Source organism: Pseudoroseicyclus aestuarii (genome assembly GCF_003217255.1).
Classification (GTDB): Bacteria; Pseudomonadota; Alphaproteobacteria; order Rhodobacterales; family Rhodobacteraceae; genus Pseudoroseicyclus; species Pseudoroseicyclus aestuarii.
Genome location: NZ_QJTE01000003.1, coordinates 260183 through 278529 on the forward strand (window position 1 = coordinate 260183; position 18347 = coordinate 278529).

At 68.9% G+C, this 18347-nt stretch carries 22 protein-coding genes; 15 read left to right on the forward strand and 7 right to left on the reverse strand.

The window, feature by feature from the left end; genetic code table 11:
- Window position 1 precedes the first annotated feature (1 nt).
- Both DFP88_RS10535 and DFP88_RS10540 read right to left on the reverse strand, forming a co-directional pair.
- Window positions 2–337, reverse strand: coding sequence for a DUF1244 domain-containing protein (locus tag DFP88_RS10535; protein ID WP_110814440.1), 336 nt, complete (start codon window positions 335–337; stop codon window positions 2–4).
- A gap of 26 nt (window positions 338–363) precedes the next feature.
- The gene (locus DFP88_RS10540) at window positions 364–1104 is read right to left on the reverse strand and encodes an N-formylglutamate amidohydrolase (RefSeq protein WP_110814441.1); all 741 of its coding nucleotides are present in this window, start codon (window positions 1102–1104) and stop codon (window positions 364–366) included.
- A gap of 155 nt (window positions 1105–1259) precedes the next feature.
- Here DFP88_RS10540 and pyk point away from each other — a divergent pair, with 155 nt between their 5' ends.
- The 4 genes from pyk (at window position 1260) to rplT (ending at window position 3747) form a co-directional block, all read left to right on the forward strand.
- The gene (gene pyk / locus DFP88_RS10545; RefSeq protein ID WP_110814442.1) at window positions 1260–2705 is read left to right on the forward strand and encodes a pyruvate kinase; all 1446 of its coding nucleotides are present in this window, start codon (window positions 1260–1262) and stop codon (window positions 2703–2705) included.
- Window positions 2706–2802: 97 nt separating this feature from the next.
- Entirely contained in the window at window positions 2803–3021 is a 219-nt protein-coding gene (locus tag DFP88_RS10550; protein ID WP_110814443.1) for a hypothetical protein, read from the forward strand.
- 147 nt (window positions 3022–3168) lie between these two features.
- Window positions 3169–3369, forward strand: coding sequence for a 50S ribosomal protein L35 (gene rpmI / locus DFP88_RS10555; protein WP_110814444.1), 201 nt, complete (start codon window positions 3169–3171; stop codon window positions 3367–3369).
- Between the two features lie 12 nt (window positions 3370–3381).
- Window positions 3382–3747: a 50S ribosomal protein L20 gene (gene rplT, locus DFP88_RS10560; RefSeq protein WP_110814445.1), complete on the forward strand. Its 366-nt coding sequence runs from the start codon at window positions 3382–3384 to the stop codon at window positions 3745–3747.
- 97 nt (window positions 3748–3844) lie between these two features.
- Here the strand turns inward: rplT and DFP88_RS10565 are convergent, their stop codons facing one another.
- The gene (locus DFP88_RS10565) at window positions 3845–4588 is read right to left on the reverse strand and encodes a dienelactone hydrolase family protein (RefSeq protein ID WP_110814446.1); all 744 of its coding nucleotides are present in this window, start codon (window positions 4586–4588) and stop codon (window positions 3845–3847) included.
- 156 nt (window positions 4589–4744) lie between these two features.
- Here DFP88_RS10565 and pheS point away from each other — a divergent pair, with 156 nt between their 5' ends.
- The 6 genes from pheS to DFP88_RS10595 all read left to right on the forward strand — a co-directional run bounded on the left by pheS (window position 4745) and on the right by DFP88_RS10595 (window position 11725).
- Window positions 4745–5809 carry a phenylalanine--tRNA ligase subunit alpha gene (gene pheS / locus DFP88_RS10570; protein WP_110814447.1) on the forward strand — a complete coding sequence of 355 codons (1065 nt, stop codon included), beginning with the start codon at window positions 4745–4747 and terminating at the stop codon, window positions 5807–5809.
- 4 nt (window positions 5810–5813) lie between these two features.
- Window positions 5814–6206 carry a type II toxin-antitoxin system PemK/MazF family toxin gene (locus DFP88_RS10575; protein WP_110814448.1) on the forward strand — a complete coding sequence of 131 codons (393 nt, stop codon included), beginning with the start codon at window positions 5814–5816 and terminating at the stop codon, window positions 6204–6206.
- A 180-nt stretch (window positions 6207–6386) separates the two neighbouring features.
- Window positions 6387–6668 (forward strand): YrhK family protein, encoded by a 282-nt coding sequence (locus tag DFP88_RS10580; RefSeq protein ID WP_110814449.1) that lies wholly within the window; start codon window positions 6387–6389, stop codon window positions 6666–6668.
- Window positions 6669–6830: 162 nt separating this feature from the next.
- Window positions 6831–7634 carry a YfdX family protein gene (locus tag DFP88_RS10585; RefSeq protein WP_181418621.1) on the forward strand — a complete coding sequence of 268 codons (804 nt, stop codon included), beginning with the start codon at window positions 6831–6833 and terminating at the stop codon, window positions 7632–7634.
- 106 nt (window positions 7635–7740) lie between these two features.
- Entirely contained in the window at window positions 7741–10134 is a 2394-nt protein-coding gene (gene pheT, locus DFP88_RS10590; protein WP_110814451.1) for a phenylalanine--tRNA ligase subunit beta, read from the forward strand.
- Between the two features lie 166 nt (window positions 10135–10300).
- Entirely contained in the window at window positions 10301–11725 is a 1425-nt protein-coding gene (locus tag DFP88_RS10595) for an amidohydrolase (RefSeq protein ID WP_110814452.1), read from the forward strand.
- Window positions 11726–11745: 20 nt separating this feature from the next.
- Here DFP88_RS10595 and DFP88_RS10600 read toward each other — a convergent pair whose 3' ends face one another.
- Window positions 11746–12441: a glutathione S-transferase family protein gene (locus DFP88_RS10600; RefSeq protein WP_110814453.1), complete on the reverse strand. Its 696-nt coding sequence runs from the start codon at window positions 12439–12441 to the stop codon at window positions 11746–11748.
- Between the two features lie 118 nt (window positions 12442–12559).
- On the opposite strand from DFP88_RS10600, the gene mscL reads away from it, so the two are divergent.
- From mscL to DFP88_RS10625, 5 genes are all read left to right on the forward strand, one after another.
- Entirely contained in the window at window positions 12560–13000 is a 441-nt protein-coding gene (gene mscL / locus DFP88_RS10605; RefSeq protein WP_110814454.1) for a large conductance mechanosensitive channel protein MscL, read from the forward strand.
- Window positions 12997–13752, forward strand: coding sequence for a sulfite exporter TauE/SafE family protein (locus tag DFP88_RS10610; protein WP_110814455.1), 756 nt, complete (start codon window positions 12997–12999; stop codon window positions 13750–13752). Before mscL ends, DFP88_RS10610 begins: the two co-directional genes overlap by 4 nt.
- A 150-nt stretch (window positions 13753–13902) precedes the next feature.
- Entirely contained in the window at window positions 13903–14667 is a 765-nt protein-coding gene (locus DFP88_RS10615; protein ID WP_110814456.1) for an amino acid ABC transporter substrate-binding protein, read from the forward strand.
- Between the two features lie 8 nt (window positions 14668–14675).
- On the forward strand, window positions 14676–15350 hold the full coding sequence (locus DFP88_RS10620; RefSeq protein ID WP_110814457.1) for an amino acid ABC transporter permease: 675 nt from the start codon (window positions 14676–14678) through the stop codon (window positions 15348–15350).
- Window positions 15347–16078 (forward strand): amino acid ABC transporter ATP-binding protein, encoded by a 732-nt coding sequence (locus DFP88_RS10625; RefSeq protein WP_110814458.1) that lies wholly within the window; start codon window positions 15347–15349, stop codon window positions 16076–16078. The genes DFP88_RS10620 and DFP88_RS10625 overlap by 4 nt, the downstream gene beginning before the upstream one ends.
- Window positions 16079–16146: 68 nt before the next feature.
- On the opposite strand, the gene truB is transcribed toward DFP88_RS10625, so the two are convergent.
- Genes truB through rbfA form a run of 3 tightly spaced genes read right to left on the reverse strand, consistent with a single transcriptional unit; the run spans window position 16147 to window position 18279 of the window.
- Window positions 16147–17064, reverse strand: coding sequence for a tRNA pseudouridine(55) synthase TruB (truB, locus tag DFP88_RS10630; RefSeq protein ID WP_110814459.1), 918 nt, complete (start codon window positions 17062–17064; stop codon window positions 16147–16149).
- Window positions 17065–17098: 34 nt separating this feature from the next.
- On the reverse strand, window positions 17099–17851 hold the full coding sequence (locus DFP88_RS10635; protein WP_110814460.1) for a phosphodiester glycosidase family protein: 753 nt from the start codon (window positions 17849–17851) through the stop codon (window positions 17099–17101).
- Window positions 17848–18279 carry a 30S ribosome-binding factor RbfA gene (gene rbfA / locus DFP88_RS10640; protein ID WP_110814461.1) on the reverse strand — a complete coding sequence of 144 codons (432 nt, stop codon included), beginning with the start codon at window positions 18277–18279 and terminating at the stop codon, window positions 17848–17850. Before rbfA ends, DFP88_RS10635 begins: the two co-directional genes overlap by 4 nt.
- Window positions 18280–18347 lie beyond the last annotated feature (68 nt).

The window sequence follows — 18347 nt, forward strand, 5'->3', positions numbered from 1 at the left end:
CTCAACCGGTCTTGCCGGCGTCTCCGACGTTGCTGGCGAAGGCCTCCTGGAAGGCCTCCTGCTTCTCCGGCCCGGCCTCGGTCTGATGCGCGGCGCGCCAATCGTCGTAGGGCATGCCGTAGAAGGCCTCGCGCGCCTCCTCCTTGGACATCTCGATGCCGCGCTCTGCCGCCGCCTCGCCGTACCAGCGGCTCAGGCAGTTGCGGCAGAAGCCGGCCAGCGTCATCAGGTCGATGTTCTGCACGTCGGGGCGATCCTCCAGCAGGTGCTGGCGCAGGCGGCGGAAGGCCGCGGCCTCGATCTCGGTCCGGGTGGCCTCGTCCGGGGTCTTGGTCATCACGTCTCTCCTTGTGGCTCGGCGCGTCAGATCCCGGCGTCGGCGAGGGCGCCTTCCAGCACCGGCGCAAGCCGCGCGGCCCAGGCGCGCTGCCCCGCCTCCGTCTCGATCAGGTCGTTGCGCACTTCGAGAAGTACGTTCGGCCGCCCGGATCGCAAGGCATGGCTGTCGATCGAATCGCCATCGAGGTGGCCGGTATAGGGCTCGTTGTCGCCGACGGTCAGGTCCGGCTCGGCCCGCAGCCGCGCCAGCAGCGGCAGGGCGAGGCGCGAATCGCGGTGCGAATGCAGCACCGCCACCTGCCAGGGCCGGGGCGGCCTGCCGCGCAGCTGCGGGGTGAAGCTGTGCACCGCGCAGATCGCCCGGTCGGGCCGGGCCGCGGCGAGCGCCTCGTAGGCGTCGTGGTAGGGGCGGTGCAGCCGCTCCAGCCGGCGGGCCCGCTCCTCGGGGCCGGCGTGGCGATTGCCGGGCACGATGCTGCCGTCGTAGATCTTCATCACGAGGGTCGGATCCTCGGCGCCGCGGTTGGGATCGATCACGAGGCGCGAGAAGCGCGTCTCGATCAGCGGCGCGTCCAGCAGGTCTGCCATGGCCCGCGACAGGCCCGCCGCGCCGACGTCGTAGGCGATGTGCCGCTCCATGTCCTGCGGCGGCAGGCCCAGATCGCCCCCTTCCACCCAGTCCGGGACGATATTGGTCGCGTGATCGCAGGTGACCAGCCAGCGCGAGGGGCGGTCCGCGCCGCTGACGATATAGGCATCCGGCATGCTGTCAGGCCGCGTCCTGCGACGATAGTCGCCCGATCCCCGGCCCCCGTGTTGTGAGCGTCATGCGATTGCGCAATAAGGGCGCCGTAGTACGGCGGTCGCGCAAACACCGCCTCTTTTGCCCCGACAGGGGGCCGCAGTCGAGAGGGCAGCTCATGAAGCGCAACCGCAATGTGAAGATCGTGGCCACGCTTGGCCCCGCCTCGTCCACCTACGAGGTCATCAAGGCGCTGGTCGAGGCCGGCGCGGACGTGTTCCGCCTGAACATGAGCCACGGCACCCATGACGAGATCAGGGCCCGGCACGAGATCATCCGCCGCATCGAGGCAGAGCTCGACAGCCCCATCGGCATCCTCGCCGACCTGCAGGGTCCGAAGCTGCGCGTCGGCACTTTCGCCGAGGGCGAGGCCGAGCTGGTGCCCGGCGCCGACTTCCGGCTCGATCTCGACGAGACGCCCGGCGACGTCACCCGCGTCTGCCTGCCCCACAAGGAAATCTTCGACGCGCTCGAGCCGGGGGCCATGCTGCTGGTCAACGACGGCAAGATCCGCCTCCGGGTCAAGGATTACGGCGCCGATTACGCCAATACCGAGGTCGTCGTCGGGGGCACCATCTCGAACCGCAAGGGCGTGAACGTCCCCGACGTGGTGCTGCCGCTGGCCGCCCTGTCCCAGAAGGACCGCAAGGACCTCGAATTCGCCTGCGAGCTGGGCGTCGACTGGCTGGCGCTGAGCTTCGTGCAGCGCGCCGCCGATGTCGAAGAGGGGCGCGAGCTTGCGCGCGGCCGGGCCGCGATCCTGTCGAAGATCGAGAAGCCCGCCGCCGTGAAGGCCTTTGACGATATCCTCGCGGCCTCGGACGGCATCATGGTCGCCCGCGGCGATCTGGGCGTGGAGCTGCCGGTGCAGAACGTGCCGCCGATCCAGAAGCAGCTGGTGCGCAAGTGCCGCGCCGCCGCCAAGCCGGTGATCGTCGCGACGCAGATGCTCGAATCGATGATCGAAAGCCCGATGCCCACGCGGGCCGAGGTCTCGGACGTCGCTGGCTCGATCTACGAGGGCACCGACGCGATCATGCTCTCGGCCGAAAGCGCCGCGGGCGCCTACCCGGTGGAATCGGTGCGCACGATGGACAGCGTCGCCCAGGAGGTGGAGAGCGATCCGACCTTCCGGCAGGTCATCGAAAGCTCGCGCCGGGTGGAGCACAAGAGCCTCGCCGATGGCATCGTCTCGGCCGCGCGCGAGATCGCGGAGACGACCGACGTCAAGGCGATCTGCTGCTTCTCGCATTCGGGGCGTACGGTGAAGCTGGTCGCCCGCGAGCGTCCGCGGGTGCCGATCATCGCCCTGACCACCGAACAGCACGTCGCGCGCCAGCTCTGCCTCAGCTGGGGGACGATCAGCAGCACCATCGGCCAGCTCGACCGTTTCAAGATGGCCGTGGTCGCCGCCGCCCGCGCCGCGCTGTCCGAAGGGCTGGCGCAGGAGGGCGAGAATGTCGTCGTCGTCGCCGGCGTGCCCTTCGGCACCTCCGGCTCGACCAACATCCTGCGCGTCGCGCCCTGTGACGAGCGTATGATTTATGGCGCAGAGCCCGATTAATTGAACAATCGTCCAGTCCGATGCCGCATCGGGCTGGACGTCGAACCCTCAGGCATTAACCTCACAACCTGTTGAAGCAGACTAACGTGAGGACAGTATGAACAAGCTCCTTCTGACCGCCTTTGGCCTGGCGCTTCTTGCCGGCTGCGATGAGACGATGACCGGCTCTTCCGCGGGCGTGGAACAGACCGATCCCTTCCTGAACGAAGTCGACCAGGAGACCGATGGTTTCCAGGACGACGGCGACATGGGCGAGCCGCGCGCCAACCTCGACGAGGGCGTCGCCGGCCAGCCGGAAACTCCCCCGGGCTCCTGATCCCGCGATTGCGACCCTGCCTGCGCTGCTTGGCGCGGGCAGGGCTTGCACTTTGACCGCGCATCCTCTAGATCGCGGCTTCCCTCGCGTGGCCGGCCTTCGTGGCATGCCGAGCTGCGCGCAAGCACCCTGCACGAGGAGATGCAAATGCCCAAGATGAAGACGAAATCGAGCTGCAAGAAGCGGTTCAAGGTGACGGCCTCGGGCCGGATCAAGGCCGGTCAGGCGGGCAAGCGCCACGGCATGATCAAGCGCACCACCAAGTTCATCCGTGACGCGCGCGGCACCACCGTGCTGTCCAAGGCGGACGAGCAGATCCTGAAACCCATGATGCCCTACGCGCGCTAAGGAGATCACAGGATGAGCCGTACCACTTCGGGTCCCGTCACCCACCGCCGTCACAAGAAGATTCTCGACCAGGCCGCCGGCTACTACGACCGCCGCAGCCGGACCTTCAAGGTTGCCAAGCAGGCCGTCGACAAGGCGAACCAGTACGCCACGCGCGACCGCAAGAACCGCAAGCGCAACTTCCGCGCCCTGTGGATCCAGCGGATCAACGCCGCCGTGCGCGCCTATGACGACAGCATGACCTACAGCCGTTTCATCAACGGCCTGTCGCTCGCCGGGATCGAGGTCGACCGCAAGGTCCTCGCCGATCTCGCCGTGCACGAGCCCGAGGCGTTCAACGCCATCGCGGCCAAGGCCAAGGACGCGCTGCCGGCCTGATCGCCGCAGCACCGCCCAACAGGAAAAGGCCGCCCCTCGGGGCGGCCTTTTTTCGTATCGCGGCCTAGGGCCGGGCAGGGGGCCGGCCCGACTGAGATCAGCTGCCGAAGCGCTCTGCGGCGAAGTCGGTGAAGGCCTGCCAGCTTTCGGTCGCGGCCCGCTCCTGGTAGCTGTCGCTGCCCTCGACCGAGAAGGCATGCGGCGCGCCGGAGTAGACCTCGATCGTGTAGGTATTGCCCGCCGCCTCGAGCTCTTCGCTCAGCGCGACGACGTCGGACATCGGCACGGCCTGGTCGGCGCCGCCATGCAGGATCAGGATCGGCGGCTCCTCTCCGTCGTAGCTCTCGCCCTCGGGGGTGGCGAGCGTGCCGTGGAAGGTGGCGTAGCCCGCCGCCATGTCGGCCATGTCGCTGCGCGCCATCTCCAGTGCCACGCCGCCGCCGAAGCAGTAGCCCATGACGATCATCTGCTCGGCATCCGACAGGTCGCGCGCCTGCGTGACGCCGGCCTCGATCAGGCCCTGCATCCGCGTGCGGTCGGAGGTGACCTCTTGCGTGGCGGCGCGGTAATCCTCCATCCCCTCAAGGGGCGTGTCGTCGGCATACATGCTCAGCGCGAAGGCGTCGTAGCCCATCTCGGCCAGCTCATCGGCCTGGCCACGCTCGAAATCGTCGAGGCCGTCCCAGTCATGCGCGATGATGACGAGGCCCTGCGGGTTCTCGGCCTTGGCGAAATAGCCGGTCAGGGCGGTGCCCTCGTAGTCGTAGCTGACATCCTCGGCCAGGGCGGGACCGGCGGCCAGCACCGCCGCGGCGAGGGCGGGTGTCGTGAGGCGTTTCATCGTCGTCTCCTGTTTTGGGTGTCCTTGCGTGACAAGGGTGGGGCGCATGGGGCCGAGGACAAGGCATGGACCATCGCCCGCCTTGCCCTTCGGCGCCGGCGCCGCTACCTCGGGCCGCGACGAAAGCGCCGGGTCTGGCGGGAAACGGGGGCCTTCATGGACGATCTGCGACAGAAATACCTTGGCCTGATCGGCGCCGCGGGCGACGAGGCCGCGCTGGAAGAGGTGCGCCTTGCCGCGCTGGGCAAGAAGGGCGAGGTCAGCGCCCTGATGAAGACGCTGGGCAAGATGACCCCCGAGGAGCGTCAGACCGAGGGCCCGCGCCTGAACGCGCTGAAGGACGAGCTCAACGCCGCCCTCACCGCGAAGAAGGCCGCGCTGGGCGATGCCGCGCTCGAAGCGCGCCTGCAGGAGGAATGGCTCGACGTCTCGCTGCCCGCGCGCCCCGCCCGGCAGGGCACGATCCATCCCGTCAGCCAGGTCATGGAGGAGGTCACAGCCCTCTTCGCCGAGCTTGGCTTTTCCGTCGCCGAAGGCCCGCAGATCGAGAGCGACTGGTACAACTTCGACGCGCTGAACATCCCCGGCCACCACCCCGCGCGGGCCGAGATGGACACCTTCTACATGGCCCGGCGCGAGGGCGACAATCGCCCGCCGCACGTGCTGCGCACCCATACCAGCCCGGTCCAGATCCGCACGCTCGAGGCGCAGGGCGCGCCCTGCCGCATCATCTGCCCCGGCCGCGTCTACCGCGCCGATTTCGACCAGACGCATACGCCGATGTTCCACCAGGTCGAGGGCCTCGCCATCGGCAAGGACATCTCCATGGCGAACCTCAAGTGGGTGCTGGAAGAGTTTTTCTCTGCCTTCTTCGGCCGCCCGGTGAAGACCCGCTTCCGCGCCTCGCACTTCCCCTTCACCGAGCCCTCGGCCGAGATCGACATCCAGTGCAGCTTCGAAGGCGGCACGGTCAAGGTCGGCGAGGGCGACGGCTGGCTCGAGGTGCTGGGCTCGGGCATGGTGCACCCCAAGGTGCTGCAGGCCGCCGGAGTCGACCCCGACGAATGGCAGGGCTTCGCCTTCGGCATGGGCATCGACCGGATCGCCATGCTGAAATACGGCATCCCCGACCTGCGGGCTTTCTTCGAGAGCGACCTGCGCTGGCTGAAGCACTACGGGTTCGGGGCGCTTCAGGTGCCGACGGTGCGCGCGGGGGTGTGATCTTGTGGGGCTGAAGTTCTACCCGCGCGCGGGTCAGGTCTTCGTAGGCGATTTCACTGATCTCGATGTCCCCGAGATCACGAAGGTTCGGCCGGTCATCGTCATCTCCCCCAAGCTTCCCAATCGCTCCGAACTTGCAGCCATCGTCCCTATCAGCACGACGCCGCCACAGCGGATGCTGCCCTTTGTCTACCGGTTGTCCCGTAACTACGCGCCCTGGACAGGTCCCGACACCGAGACATGGGCCAAGTGCGACCTTGTGATGAATGTGGCGCTACGACGTCTGAGCGCGTTCAAGGTCGGGCGCAGGAAGTATGAGTATCCGACGCTCACGCCCGAGGATCTTGCCGGCGTTCGTCGTGCCGTTCTGGCGGGACTGGGACTGGATCGTCATTGAAACGAAACCATTCCGGTGCCATATATCCGGCGTAACCCGGACGTCGGGCTTTAAGACCTAGAGTACTAGGCAGGCTGCTCACCGGTCGATGACAAGGCCCGAGCAGTCTAAATACTGTCAACGTCCCCTGGCCCCGCTTCGGCGGGGTCAGGCGTTTGTAAAGCCGCGACGGGTAGACCAATGAAGCTCTTCCACCACGCCAACGGCGAAACCACCCGTGAAACCCGCCACCTCTGGGCCTGCTACGAAGTGGCCTACACGGCGGTCGATTTCACTGCCGCGGCGACCTTCCTGATCGGCTCGATCATGTTCTACTGGAGCAGCCTGAACACGCCGGCGGTCACGCTCTTCGTCATCGGCTCGCTCTGCTTCGCGCTCAAGCCGACCATTCGGCTGGTGCGGGAATTGCACCTGATGCGGAAGCGCGATTACGCGGATCTCGCGAAACGCGAAGAGAGCTGACGGTTCCGTCACCGCCTCGTGTCGTCACGACATCGCGCGCCGCGTTGAAAGCAGCGCGGACCGCCCGATCTAGAGGCCAGCCCGCCGACGCCGATCCTCGCCATGGTGGCAGGAGACGCCGACGGACCGCGCGAAGACGCGGGCTTTGGAAAGGGCAAGACCATGAAACGCAACACTCTTCTCGGCACCGCCATGGCGGTCCTGATGTCCTCTGCGGCCGTCGTGCCGGCCTTTGCGCAGGACACCGCGACCTCCTCGGGCCAGACCACGCAGCAGGCCACGGAGCAGACCGCACCGGCGCAAAGCCAGAACGGCGCGACCAATGGGGGCGACCGGACGGCGCCCTTCGACTTCCAGGTCTCCTCGGATGCGGCAAGCGGGCTGCGGGACGTGCAGCTGGCGCAGATCGCGCTGATGACCAACCGCACGGACAACCTGTCCGACATCCTGGACCGGGCGCAGACCGCCTTCCAGAACGCCAGCGGTGACGCCGTCTCGACCGATCAGCTGACCCAGAAGGCCGATGGCAGCAGCGTGACGGGCGCCGGCGCCCTGTCCGGCGATGCCTACTTCCCCGTCGCGATGAGCACGATGCTTTCCGAGCGCGCAAGCCTGCATCCGCAGGACGACAGCGCCTCGCAGAGCACGGCGAATGCCGACGGGGCGAGCCAGACCGGCAAGCCGACGAGCCTCTTCGGCATTGACGAGATCGACCTGCGTGACACCGTGACGCTGCTGCCGCAGCAGGCGACGCTGACCGCGCTGGACGATGCGACCAAGGCCGCGCAGGACAGCGACTGGGACGGTGTGCGTACCGCGCTCGCCTCGATCCAGGGCAGCCTGATCCTCGGCACCTCGGACGCGCGCGGCGTGCCCTCGGGCGACCAGGCGCAGGCGCAGGTGCACAACACCAGCGCGCCGGCCGATGACGCGGCCACGCAGCAGTCGCAGGTCACCAGCCACTAAGGCGCCTGCAGGCAGGAGAGGGGGGCCGTCCGCCACGCGGGCGGCCCTTCCTTTTGCCGCCGCCATCCGGTAACCCCGCCGGGACCGAGAAAACGGGGCTAGACCGATGAAATTCACCCTCTCCTGGCTCAAGGATCACCTCGAGACGGATGCCTCCGTCGAGGCGATCACCGAAGCCCTGACCGACCTCGGCCTCGAGGTCGAGGGGGTCGAGAACCCCGCCGCCAAGCTGCGCGGCTTCGTCATCGGCAAGGTCGTCGCGGCCGAGAAACACCCCGAGGCGGATCGCCTGAAGGTCTGCCGCGTGGCGCTGCCGCAGGGCGAGACGCAGATCATCTGCGGCGCCCCCAATGCGCGGGCCGGGATCACCGTCGTCGTCGCCCAGCCCGGCATCTACGTCCCCGGCATCGACACCACCATCGGCGTCGGCAAGATCCGCGGCATCGAGAGCCATGGCATGATGGCCTCCGAGCGGGAGCTGGAGCTGTCGGAGGAGCACGACGGCATCATCGAGCTGCCCTCGGGCGAGGTGGGCGAGGAATTTGCCGACTGGCTCGCCGCCAATGATCCGGCCAAGGTCGACCCGGTGATCGAGATCGCGATCACCCCGAACCGCCCCGATGCGCTGGCCGTGCGCGGCGTCGCCCGCGATCTGGCCGCGCGCGGCCTCGGCAAGCTGAAGCCTGCGCCGGAGGCCGAGGTTCAGGGCAGCTTCGACAGCCCGGTGCAGGTGACGATCGAGGATGCGGCCAAGGACGGCTGCCCGGTCTTCTACGGCCGCTTGATCCGCGGCGTGAAGAACGGCCCCTCGCCGCAATGGCTGCAGGACCGGCTGCGCGCCATCGGGCTGCGGCCGATCAGCTTCCTCGTCGATGTGACGAACTTCTTCGCCTACGACCGGGCGCGCCCCCTCCATGTCTTCGACGCGGGCAAGATCGCCGGCGGGCTGACCATCGCCCGCGCATCGGGCGGGGAGGAGCTGCTGGCGCTGGACGAGAAGACCTACGCCATGCCCGAGGGCGCGGTGATCTTCCGCGACGAGGCCGGGGTGCAGAGTATCGGCGGCATCATGGGCGGCGAGGCGACCTCCGTCACCGAAGAGACCGTGGACGTCCTGGTCGAAAGCGCGTGGTTCGACCCGGTGCAGATCGCTCATGCGGGCCGCGCGCTGAAGATCAACTCCGACGCGCGCTACCGCTTCGAGCGGGGCGTCGATCCGGCCTGGACCGAAGCCGGCCTCGATGCCGCGGTGCGGATGATCCTCGATCACGCGGGCGGCGAGGCGAGCCACCTGATCGCCGCCGGGCAGGCACCGGATCACGCGCGCAGCTACGCGCTGAACCCCGCGCGCGTCGTCTCTCTCGTCGGGATGGAGATCCCCGAGGCGCAGCAGCGCGCCACGCTTGAGGCGCTGGGCTTCGTGCTCGACGGGGACATGGCCGCGGTGCCGAGCTGGCGCCCCGACGTGCAGGGCCCCGCCGATCTGGTCGAGGAAGTGGCGCGCATCGCCTCTCTCAGCGGGCTCGAGCCGCAGCCGCTGCCGCGCGAGCCGGGCGTGCCGGCCCCGGTGCTGACACAGGTGCAGATCCGCGCGACCACGGCGCGGCGGACCGCCGCCTCGCTGGGCTACGACGAATGCGTCACCTACAGCTTCACCGACCGCGCGACGGCGGAGCTTTTCGGCGGCGGCACCGATGCGACGCGGCTCCAGAACCCGATCTCCGCCGACCTCAGCCACATGCGGCCCTCGCTGCTGGGGAACCTCTTGCGCGCCGCGGCGCGGAACCAGGCGCGGGGGCAGGCCGATCTCGCGCTGTTCGAGGCGAGCGATGTCTTCGCCGGCGCCGAGCCGGGCGAGCAGCGCTTCGAGGTGGCGGGGCTGCTGACCGGGCGCAGCGGCCCGCGCGACATCCACGGCGCCAGCCGGCCTGTCGATCTTTATGACGTCAAGGCCGATGCCGAGGCGCTTCTGGCGGCCCTCGGCGCGCCGGCGAAGCTGCAGATCCTGCGCGGCGCCGAAGGCTGGTGGCACCCGGGGCGGCACGGCAAGCTGTGCCTGGGGCCGAAGAAGGTGCTGGGCGTCTTCGGAGAGCTGCATCCCCGCGTTCTCGAGGCGCTTGAGGTCAAGGGACCGGCGGTCGCCTTCACCCTCTGGCCCGAGGAAGTGCCGCTACCGCGCAGCACCGGCGCCGCGCGGCCCGCGCTGGCGATCAGCGACCTGCAGGCGGTGGAGCGCGATTTCGCCTTCGTGCTGGACGCGGGTGTCGAGGCGCAGGTGGCGGTCAACGCCGCGCTGGGCGCCGACAAGGCGCTGATCTCGGGCGTGCGGGTCTTCGACCAGTTCCAGGGCGGATCGCTGGGCGAGGGCAAGAAGTCGCTCGCCCTGGCGGTGCGGCTGGAGCCGAAGGAGGCAACGCTGACCGAGAAGGAGATCGAGGCGGTCGGCGCGAAGATCGTCGAGAAGGTCGAGAAGGCGACGGGCGGCGTGCTGCGCCGCTAGAGCCTGACGCGACCTGCGGTGCCGCTGGGCAGGGAGGGGGGCGCTGCCCCCCGTCCGCGCAGGGCGCGGCCTCCCCCCGGGATATTTGCAAAGAGAAGAGGGGGGCGGGCTTGTCGCCGGGCCCCACGGGGGCGAGGCTGCGGGCAAAGCACGACGGAGCCCGCCGATGAAGAACACCCGCAGCATCCCGCAGATCGCCGAGGCCCTCGCGCCCACCTTCGAGGCGCTGAGCCACCGCGTCTGGCATACGCCCGAGACCTGCTACGCCGAGCATGCCTCTGCCGCAGCCCATGCCGAGGAGCTGGAGCGGCAGGGCTTCGCCGTCACCCGCGGGCTGGCCGGGATCCCGACGGCGGTCATGGGCGAGGCGGGGCAGGGCGGCCCGGTGATCGCGATCCTCGGCGAGTACGACGCGCTGCCCGCCCTGAGCCAGGAGGCCGGCGCGGCAGAGCGGCGCCCCCTGGCCGAGGGGGGCGCGGGACATGGCTGCGGGCACAACCTGCTGGGCGCGGGGTCGATGCTGGCGGCGACGGCGGTCAAGCAATGGCTCGAGGAGCAGGGGCTGGAGGGGCGCGTGCGCTACTACGGCTGCCCCGCCGAGGAAGGCGGCGCGGCCAAGGCCTTCATGGTGCGGGCTGGCCTCTTCGACGACGTCGACGCCGCCTTCTGCTGGCATCCCGAGAACTTCTGCGAGGTGATCTCGACCGGCTCTCTGGCCAATATCCGCGTCGATTTCCGCTTTACCGGCACCTCTTCCCATGCCGCCGTGGCGCCGCATCTGGGGCGCAGCGCGCTCGATGCGGTGGAACTGATGAGCGTCGGCGCGAACTACCTGCGCGAGCACATGACGCCCGACTGCCGCCTGCATTACGCCTATCTCGACGCGGGCGGCATCGCGCCCAACGTCGTGCAGGGGGCGGCGGCGGTGCGCTACGCGGTGCGCGCGGGGGATGTCGCGGGCATGCGCGATCTTTACGAGCGGGTCTGCGACGTGGCGCGGGGCGCGGCGCTGATGACCGGCACCAGGGTCGAGATCACGCCGATCAGCGCCGTGTCGGACATGCTGCTGAACGCGCCGATGCAGACCCTGATGTGGGAGGAGCTGGAGGCCATGGGCCCGCCCGCTTTCGACGAGGAGGACCGTGCCTTCGCCGCCCATATGCAGACCGCGCTGAGCGAGCGGGACATCGCGGATGCCTTCCGCCGCTTCGGGCTGAAGCCGGTGCCGGGGCAGGCGCTGTGCGAGGCGGTGGTGCCGCGCGAGGCGAAGCGGCTGCTGATGCTGGGATCCACCGACGTGGCGGATGTCAGCCGCGTCGTGCCGCTGGCGCAGGTGCATGGCGCGACCAGCGCCATCGGCACGCCCTTCCACACCTGGCAGCTGGTGGCGCAGGGGCTGTCCCCGATGGCCAACAAGGGCATGGTCCATGCCGGCACCGTCATCGCCCGCAGCGCCGCCCGGCTGATCGCGGAGCCGGAGACGCTGGCCGCCTGCCGGGCCGCGCATGAGGCCGCGGTGGCCGAGGACCCCTACGTCTCGCCCCTGCCGGAGGGGACGGAGCCGCCGATCCGGGAGATGGCGGGGGCCTGAGGGCCCCCGCCGCTGCGCCCTTACATCGGCGGGATGTTGCGACCACGCTCGGCGGCGGGGCGGTTGTAGAACCGCTCGAGATAGGCGGGGACGTTCTTCAGATCGCCCCAGCCGACAAGATCCAGCGCCTCGTAGAAGGCGAGGCCGTTGAGCCAGGGGCAGATCGCGATATCGGCGATGCTGAACTCGCCGATGATCCAGTCGCGCCCCTCGAGGCTGGTGTCGAGGACCTTCAGCAGGCGCTTGGCCTCGTTGATATAGCGCTCGCGCGGGCGCGGATCCTCGATCTCGGCACCGGCGAACTTCACGAAGAAGCCGAGCTGGCCGAGCATCGGGCCGAGGCCGCCCATCTGCCACATGACCCACTGGATCGCGTGGTAGCGATCGGCCGGCGTCTCGCCCAGCAGGCGGCCGGTCTTCTCGGCCAGGTAGATCAGGATCGCGCCGCTCTCGAACAGGCCGATGGGCTGGCCGTCCGGCCCGTCCGGGTCGATGATCGCGGGGATCTTGTTGTTCGGGTTCAGCGACAGGAACTCGGGGCTTTTGACATTGGCATCGTCCAGCCCGACGCGATGCGCCTCGTAGGCGAGGCCCAGCTCCTCGAGCGCGATGGAGGCCTTCTGCCCGTTCGGCGTCGGCAGGGAGTAAAGCTGGATGACGGACGGGTCCTTGGCGGGCCACTTGCGGGTGATCGGGAAGGCGGAGAGATCGGCCATGAGGGCTGTCCTTTCATTCTATCGCGCAACAGGTAATCGCTTGTCGCCCATCGGAAAGGCTTGCCGCGCGCGTCGGCGCGGATAGGCTGCGCCGGATCGCACAGAAGAGGGGCACGACATGATCGGCGAATTCCGCAGCTTCATCGCCAAGGGCAACGTGATGGACCTTGCCGTTGGGATCATCATCGGCGCGGCCTTCACCGCCATCGTGCAGAGCCTCGTGAACGACCTGATCAACCCGCTGATCGGCGTGATCGTCGGCAATGTCGACTTCCGTGACCTGTACATCGTGCTGTCGGGGACGGTGCCAGAGGGCCTCGGCCTCGATGCCGCGCGCGAGAGCGGGGCGGCGATCTTCGCCTATGGCGCCTTCCTGACGGCGGTCATCAATTTCCTGATCATCGCCTGGGTCGTCTTCCTGCTGGTCAAGGGCGTGAACCGGATCAAGGATGCCGCCGTCCGCGAGGGAGAGCCGGTGCCCAATGCCCCTGCCGGCCCGACGCAGGAGCAACTGCTCAGCGAGATCCGCGATCTCCTGGCCAGCAAGCCGCAGCAATGATGTTGGGCCTCGGCGCCGGCGCGCTGGCGCTGGCCTGCCTGGTCGGGCTGGTGGCGGGGACGGTGAAGGGCCTCGTCGGTTTCGCCATGCCGATGATCATGATTTCGGGCCTCAGCATGATCCTGCCGCCCGAGCTGGCGCTGGCCGGGCTGATCCTGCCGACGCTGGCGAGCAACGGGCTGCAGGCGCTGCGGCAGGGCATCGGGGCGGCCTGGGCCACGGCGCGGCGCTTCGGCGTCTATATCGCGGCGATGCTGGTGCTGCTGGCGATCAGCGCGCAGCTCGTGCGGGTGCTGGACCCCGACGTCCTGCTGCTGCTGATCGGCGCGCCGATCACCCTTTTCGCCCTTCTCCAGATCGCGGGCTGGCGGCCAAGGCTGGCGCGGCGCGACCGGCGGATCGAGGCGGGGGTGGGGGCGCTGGCCGGCTTCGTCGGCGGCATGTCGGGCGTCTGGGGGCCGCAGCTCGTCGCCTATCTGACCGCGCTGGATCTGGATAAGCGCGAGATGGTGCGCGTGCAGGGGGTGATCTACGCCACCGCCTCTGTCGCGCTGCTGGCGGCGCATCTGCAATCGGGGGTTCTGCGCGCCGAGACGGCGCCGCTCTCGGCGCTGCTGGTCGTGCCGGCGCTGGCGGGCATGCTGCTGGGCGCGCGTCTGCAGGACCGAATCGACCAGGCGCTGTTCCGCCGCGTCACGCTCTGGGTGCTGCTGATCGCCGGGCTGAACCTTCTGCGGCGGGCCTTGTTCTAGCAGGAGCAGCGTCTTCCCGCGGCCGGTCCCGCAGGCCGTTCGTTCTGCGCTGGCGGATTTTTCCAGAACAGCCATTCCTAATCATCGCGGCTCATTGAAAAGCCTCGCCCCAGCGGACAGGTCTGCCCCAACCCCATGAGGAGACACGATATGCTCAAACCCGTTGCACTCGCCGCCGTTCTTGCCGCTTCCGTGACCGGCCCCGCCCTCGCGCAGGACAGCGATACGCTGCGCGTCGGCATGTCGGGGGGCTACTTTCCCTTCACCTTCGTGCGCCAGGACGAGCTTCAGGGCTTTGAGGTCGACGTGATGGATGCCGTCGGCGAAGAGGCCGGCCTCGAGATCGAATACGAGACGATGAGCTTCTCGGGCCTGATCGGCGCGCTGGAGGCGGGCCGCATCGACACCATCGCCAACCAGATCACCATCACGCCCGAGCGCGAGGAGGCCTTCGTCTTCACGCAGCCCTATGTCATCGACGGCGCCCAGGTCGTGACCCGCGAAGGCAACGATGAGATCGGCGGCGTCGAGGATCTGCGCGGCAAGACCGTGGCGGTGAACCTCGGCTCCAACTTCGAGCAGCTGCTGCGCGACCTGCCCTTCGCGGACGAGGTCGATATCCGCACCTACGAGAGCAACATCGAGCAGGACACCGCGCTGGGCCGGGTCGATGCCTTCGTGATGGACCGCGTCTCCTCGGCGCAGGTGATCGAGGAGAGCCCGCTGCCGCTGCAACTCGCCGGTCAGCCCTTCTCCGAGATCCGCAACGCGCTGCCGTTCCGCGACGACGACGAAGGCCAGGCCCTGCGCGACCGCGTCGATGCCGCCCTGACCGCCCTGCGCGAGGACGGCACCCTTGCCGAGATCTCGCAAGAATGGTTCGGCAGCGACATCACCAGCGCCCCCTCGGAGTAACCTGACACATGCGAGCCCTGGATTTCTCCTACATGCTGGGGCTCGTGCCCGTTCTCGTCAGCTATATTCCCCTGACGCTCTTCATGGCCGGGGCGGGGATGGTCTTTGCGCTGATCCTCGCCTCGGCGCTGGCGGTCGAGCGGGTGGTGAAGGTGCCGGTTCTGGACGGGCTGGTGGTGCTGTTCATCAGCTTCTTCCGCGGCACGCCGCTGCTGGTGCAGCTGTTCCTGTTCTACTACGGGCTGCCGCAGGTCCTGTCCTTCCTGACGCAGATCAACGGCGTGACGGCGGCGATCATGGGGCTGACGCTGCATTTCTCGGCCTATATGGCCGAGAGCATTCGCGCCGCCATCGCCGGCGTCGACCGCAGCCAGTGGGAGGCGGCGCAATCCATCGGCATGACGCAGGCGCAGATGATGCGGCGCATCATCCTGCCGCAGGCGGGCCGGATCGCGGCGCCGACGCTGGTCAATTACTTCATCGACATGATCAAGGGCACCTCGCTGGCCTTCACGCTTGGCGTGACCGAGATGATGGGCGCGGCGCAGAAGGAGGCGGCGGGCAGCTTCCGCTATTTCGAGGCCTTCCTCGTCATCGCGGTGCTCTACTGGATCATCGTCGAGATCCTGAGCCAGGGGCAGAAGCGCCTCGAGATCCACCTGAACAAGGCCTACGCGCGATGATCGGGATACAGGGGCTGACGAAGCGCTTTGGCGATACGGTGGTGCTGGACGCCATCGACCTCGACATCGCGGATGGCGAGCGGGTCGTGGTGATCGGCCCCTCGGGGACGGGCAAGTCGACGCTGCTGCGCTGCCTCAATTTCCTCGATGCGCCGCAGGCCGGGACGATCCGCATCGGCGATCTGACCGTCGATGCCGCGCAGGCGACGCGCCAGCAGATCCTCGGGCTGCGGCGGCGCACCGCCTTCGTGTTCCAGAACTACGCGCTTTTTGCCAACAAGACCGCAAAGCAGAACATCATGGAGGCGCTGGTCACCGTGCAGGGCCGCCCCGTGCAGGAGGCCGAGGCCCGCGCGACGGAGATCCTCGCCCAGACCGGTCTTGCCGACAAGGCGGAGAGCTACCCGGCCGCGCTTTCGGGCGGGCAGCAGCAGCGCGTCGGGATCGGGCGCGCGATGGCGCTGGGTGCCGACCTGATGCTCTTCGACGAGCCGACCTCGGCCCTCGATCCCGAATGGGTGGGCGAGGTGCTGGACCTGATGCGGCAGGTTGCCGAGCAGCGGCAGACCATGCTGATCGTCACGCACGAGATGCAGTTCGCCCGCGAGATCGCCGACCGCGTCGTCTTCATGGACGGCGGGCGCATCGTGGAGCAGGGCCCGCCCTCGCAGGTTCTGGACGCCCCGCAGGACGAGCGTCTGCAACGCTTCCTGCGCCGCGTCGGCTGACCGGCGGCGCGCTGTCGGACCGGGCCAGCTATCCCCTCGTCGACGGCGGCTATACCGCCCGCTGAGGCTCAGCCGTTGACGAAGACGCGGGCGGGGTGGATTTCCCCGCCCATCAGCCGGCCCACGGCGACGGCGCGGCCCTCGTGGCTGGCCCAGACCTCGTCCCCGTAGTCGATCTGCGTGCCGCCGGGCACGATGACCATGGCGGGGTTGCCGTTGCGCAGCTTGGCAAGACTGGCATCGGGGCAGGTCACCTGCGGCAGATCGGCCAGCCCCTCTTCCAGCGGGCGCAGGAACCGGTCGAGATCCGGCGACTTCGCCTCGTCGTCCAGAACCTGCAGGCCGATGCCATCCTCGGCGACGAAGGGGCCGGACCATGTCCGGCGCAGGCGCAGGACATGCCCATGGCAGCCTAGAGCCTCGCCGAGGTCGCGCGCGATGGAGCGGACGTAGCCGCCCTTGCCGCAGACCATCTCGAGTTGCGCGTGATCGGCGTCGGGCCGGTCCGTCAGCAGCAGGCTCTCGACCCAGAGCGGGCGGGCGGCAAGCTCCGTCTCCTCGCCCGCGCGGGCGAGGGCATAGGCGCGTTCGCCATCGACCTTCACCGCCGAGAAGGCGGGCGGCACCTGCTCGATCTCTCCGACGAAACCCTGCAGCGCCTCGACGATCTGCGCGTCGCTCGGGCGCAGGTCAGAGGTCTTCGTCACCTCGCCCTCGGCATCGTCGGTCTTGGTGGCGGCGCCGAAGCGGACGGTGAAGTCGTAGGCCTTGAGCGCATCGGTGATGTAGGGAACGGTCTTCGTCGCCTCGCCCAGCGCGACGGCCAGAACGCCCGTCGCGTCGGGATCGAGCGTGCCGGCATGGCCGGCCTTCTGCGCGTCGAAGGCCCAGCGCACCTTGTTCACCACCGCGGTCGAGGTGATGCCCGCGGGCTTGTCGACCACCAGCCAGCCCGAGACGGCCCGTCCCTTGCGCCTGCGCGCCATGCGAAACTCCCTCAAACCTTGGAAAGCGCGCGGGTTAGCCGCCCGCGCCGGGCGGGTCAAGCGGGGCCATGACGCCGACGATCGGCCCCATGGCAAAGCCGATGTCGCGCCGCCCGAGGGCGGGGGCATAGAGGCGCGAGATGTTGCCGTCGAAGTAGAGCGCCTGCGGCAGGCCCAGCCCGTCGCGGAACAGCCGCCCGAACTCGTGGAAGGTGACCGGCTGGTTCGACATGACGAAGACGGCGCGGTCGCCCGAGGCCGTGGTGCCCACCCCGTTGCGGATATGGCGCGAGGTGCTGTCAGGCAGGAACCGCGGGTGCAGCGCGCCGTCGATCACCAGCATCGGCCCCGATTGCGTGGCATAGCGGCAGTCGGGCGCCTCGGCCTCGTAGGCCAGGCTCTCGATCACGCGGGCGCTGCCCTCGCCGATGCAGAAGACGCCGTTGGGCAGCAGGCCGAAGTTGCCCGGCCCGGGATTGGTGACCAGCCGCATCGCCTGCTCGCCCTCTTCGAGGTACAGGCCGACAGGGCTGCGGTCTCGGTGGTACATGCCCGCGTTCATCGCGAAGACGAGGGCGCTGCCCGCGTCCGCCTTGTCCACCGCGTCGAAACTGCCGAGTAGCTGCCCGTCCTCGTCGTTCAGGAAGAGGCGCAGGTCCTCGGCGGCGGGATCGACCTCGCAAAGCGCGAACTCCAACCCTTCGAAGACCTCGTTGCGGCACTCCACGGCCTGGGCGGCGCCGGCCGTCAGGCACAGCAGGGCCGCGGCGGCAAGGCGCCGGATCACTCGGGCCGGCCTTCGCCTTCGCCGTCCTCCGGCTCGCCGCTCACGTCGCGGCGCACGGTCTCGTCCTGCAGCAGGCGGCGCGTCTCGTCCATGCGGTCGAAGGTGCGGTCGATCTCGAAGCGCAGCTGCGGCGCGAACTTCAGCTCGGTGTTCTTTGCCAGCTGGTGGCGCAGCTCCTTGGTGCTGCGGCGCAGGGCGGCGAGCGTGCCCTCCTCGTCCTTGCCGCCCAGCGGCAGGACGAAGGCGGTCGCGACCTTGAGGTCGGGCGAGGTGCGCACCTCGCCGACGGTGATCGATTTGCCGACGAGGTCGGGGTCATGCACGTCGCCGCGCATCAGCACGTCCGACAGGGTGCGGCGGATCAGCTCTCCCACGCGCAGCTGGCGCTGCGAGGGGCCCGAGCCTTCGGAGAAGCGGTGTCTGCTCATGCCCCCGATCTAGGCAAGGGCGCCGGTCTTGCCAATGGGGACGTTCCCCGGCAGGCAGGGAAAAGCCG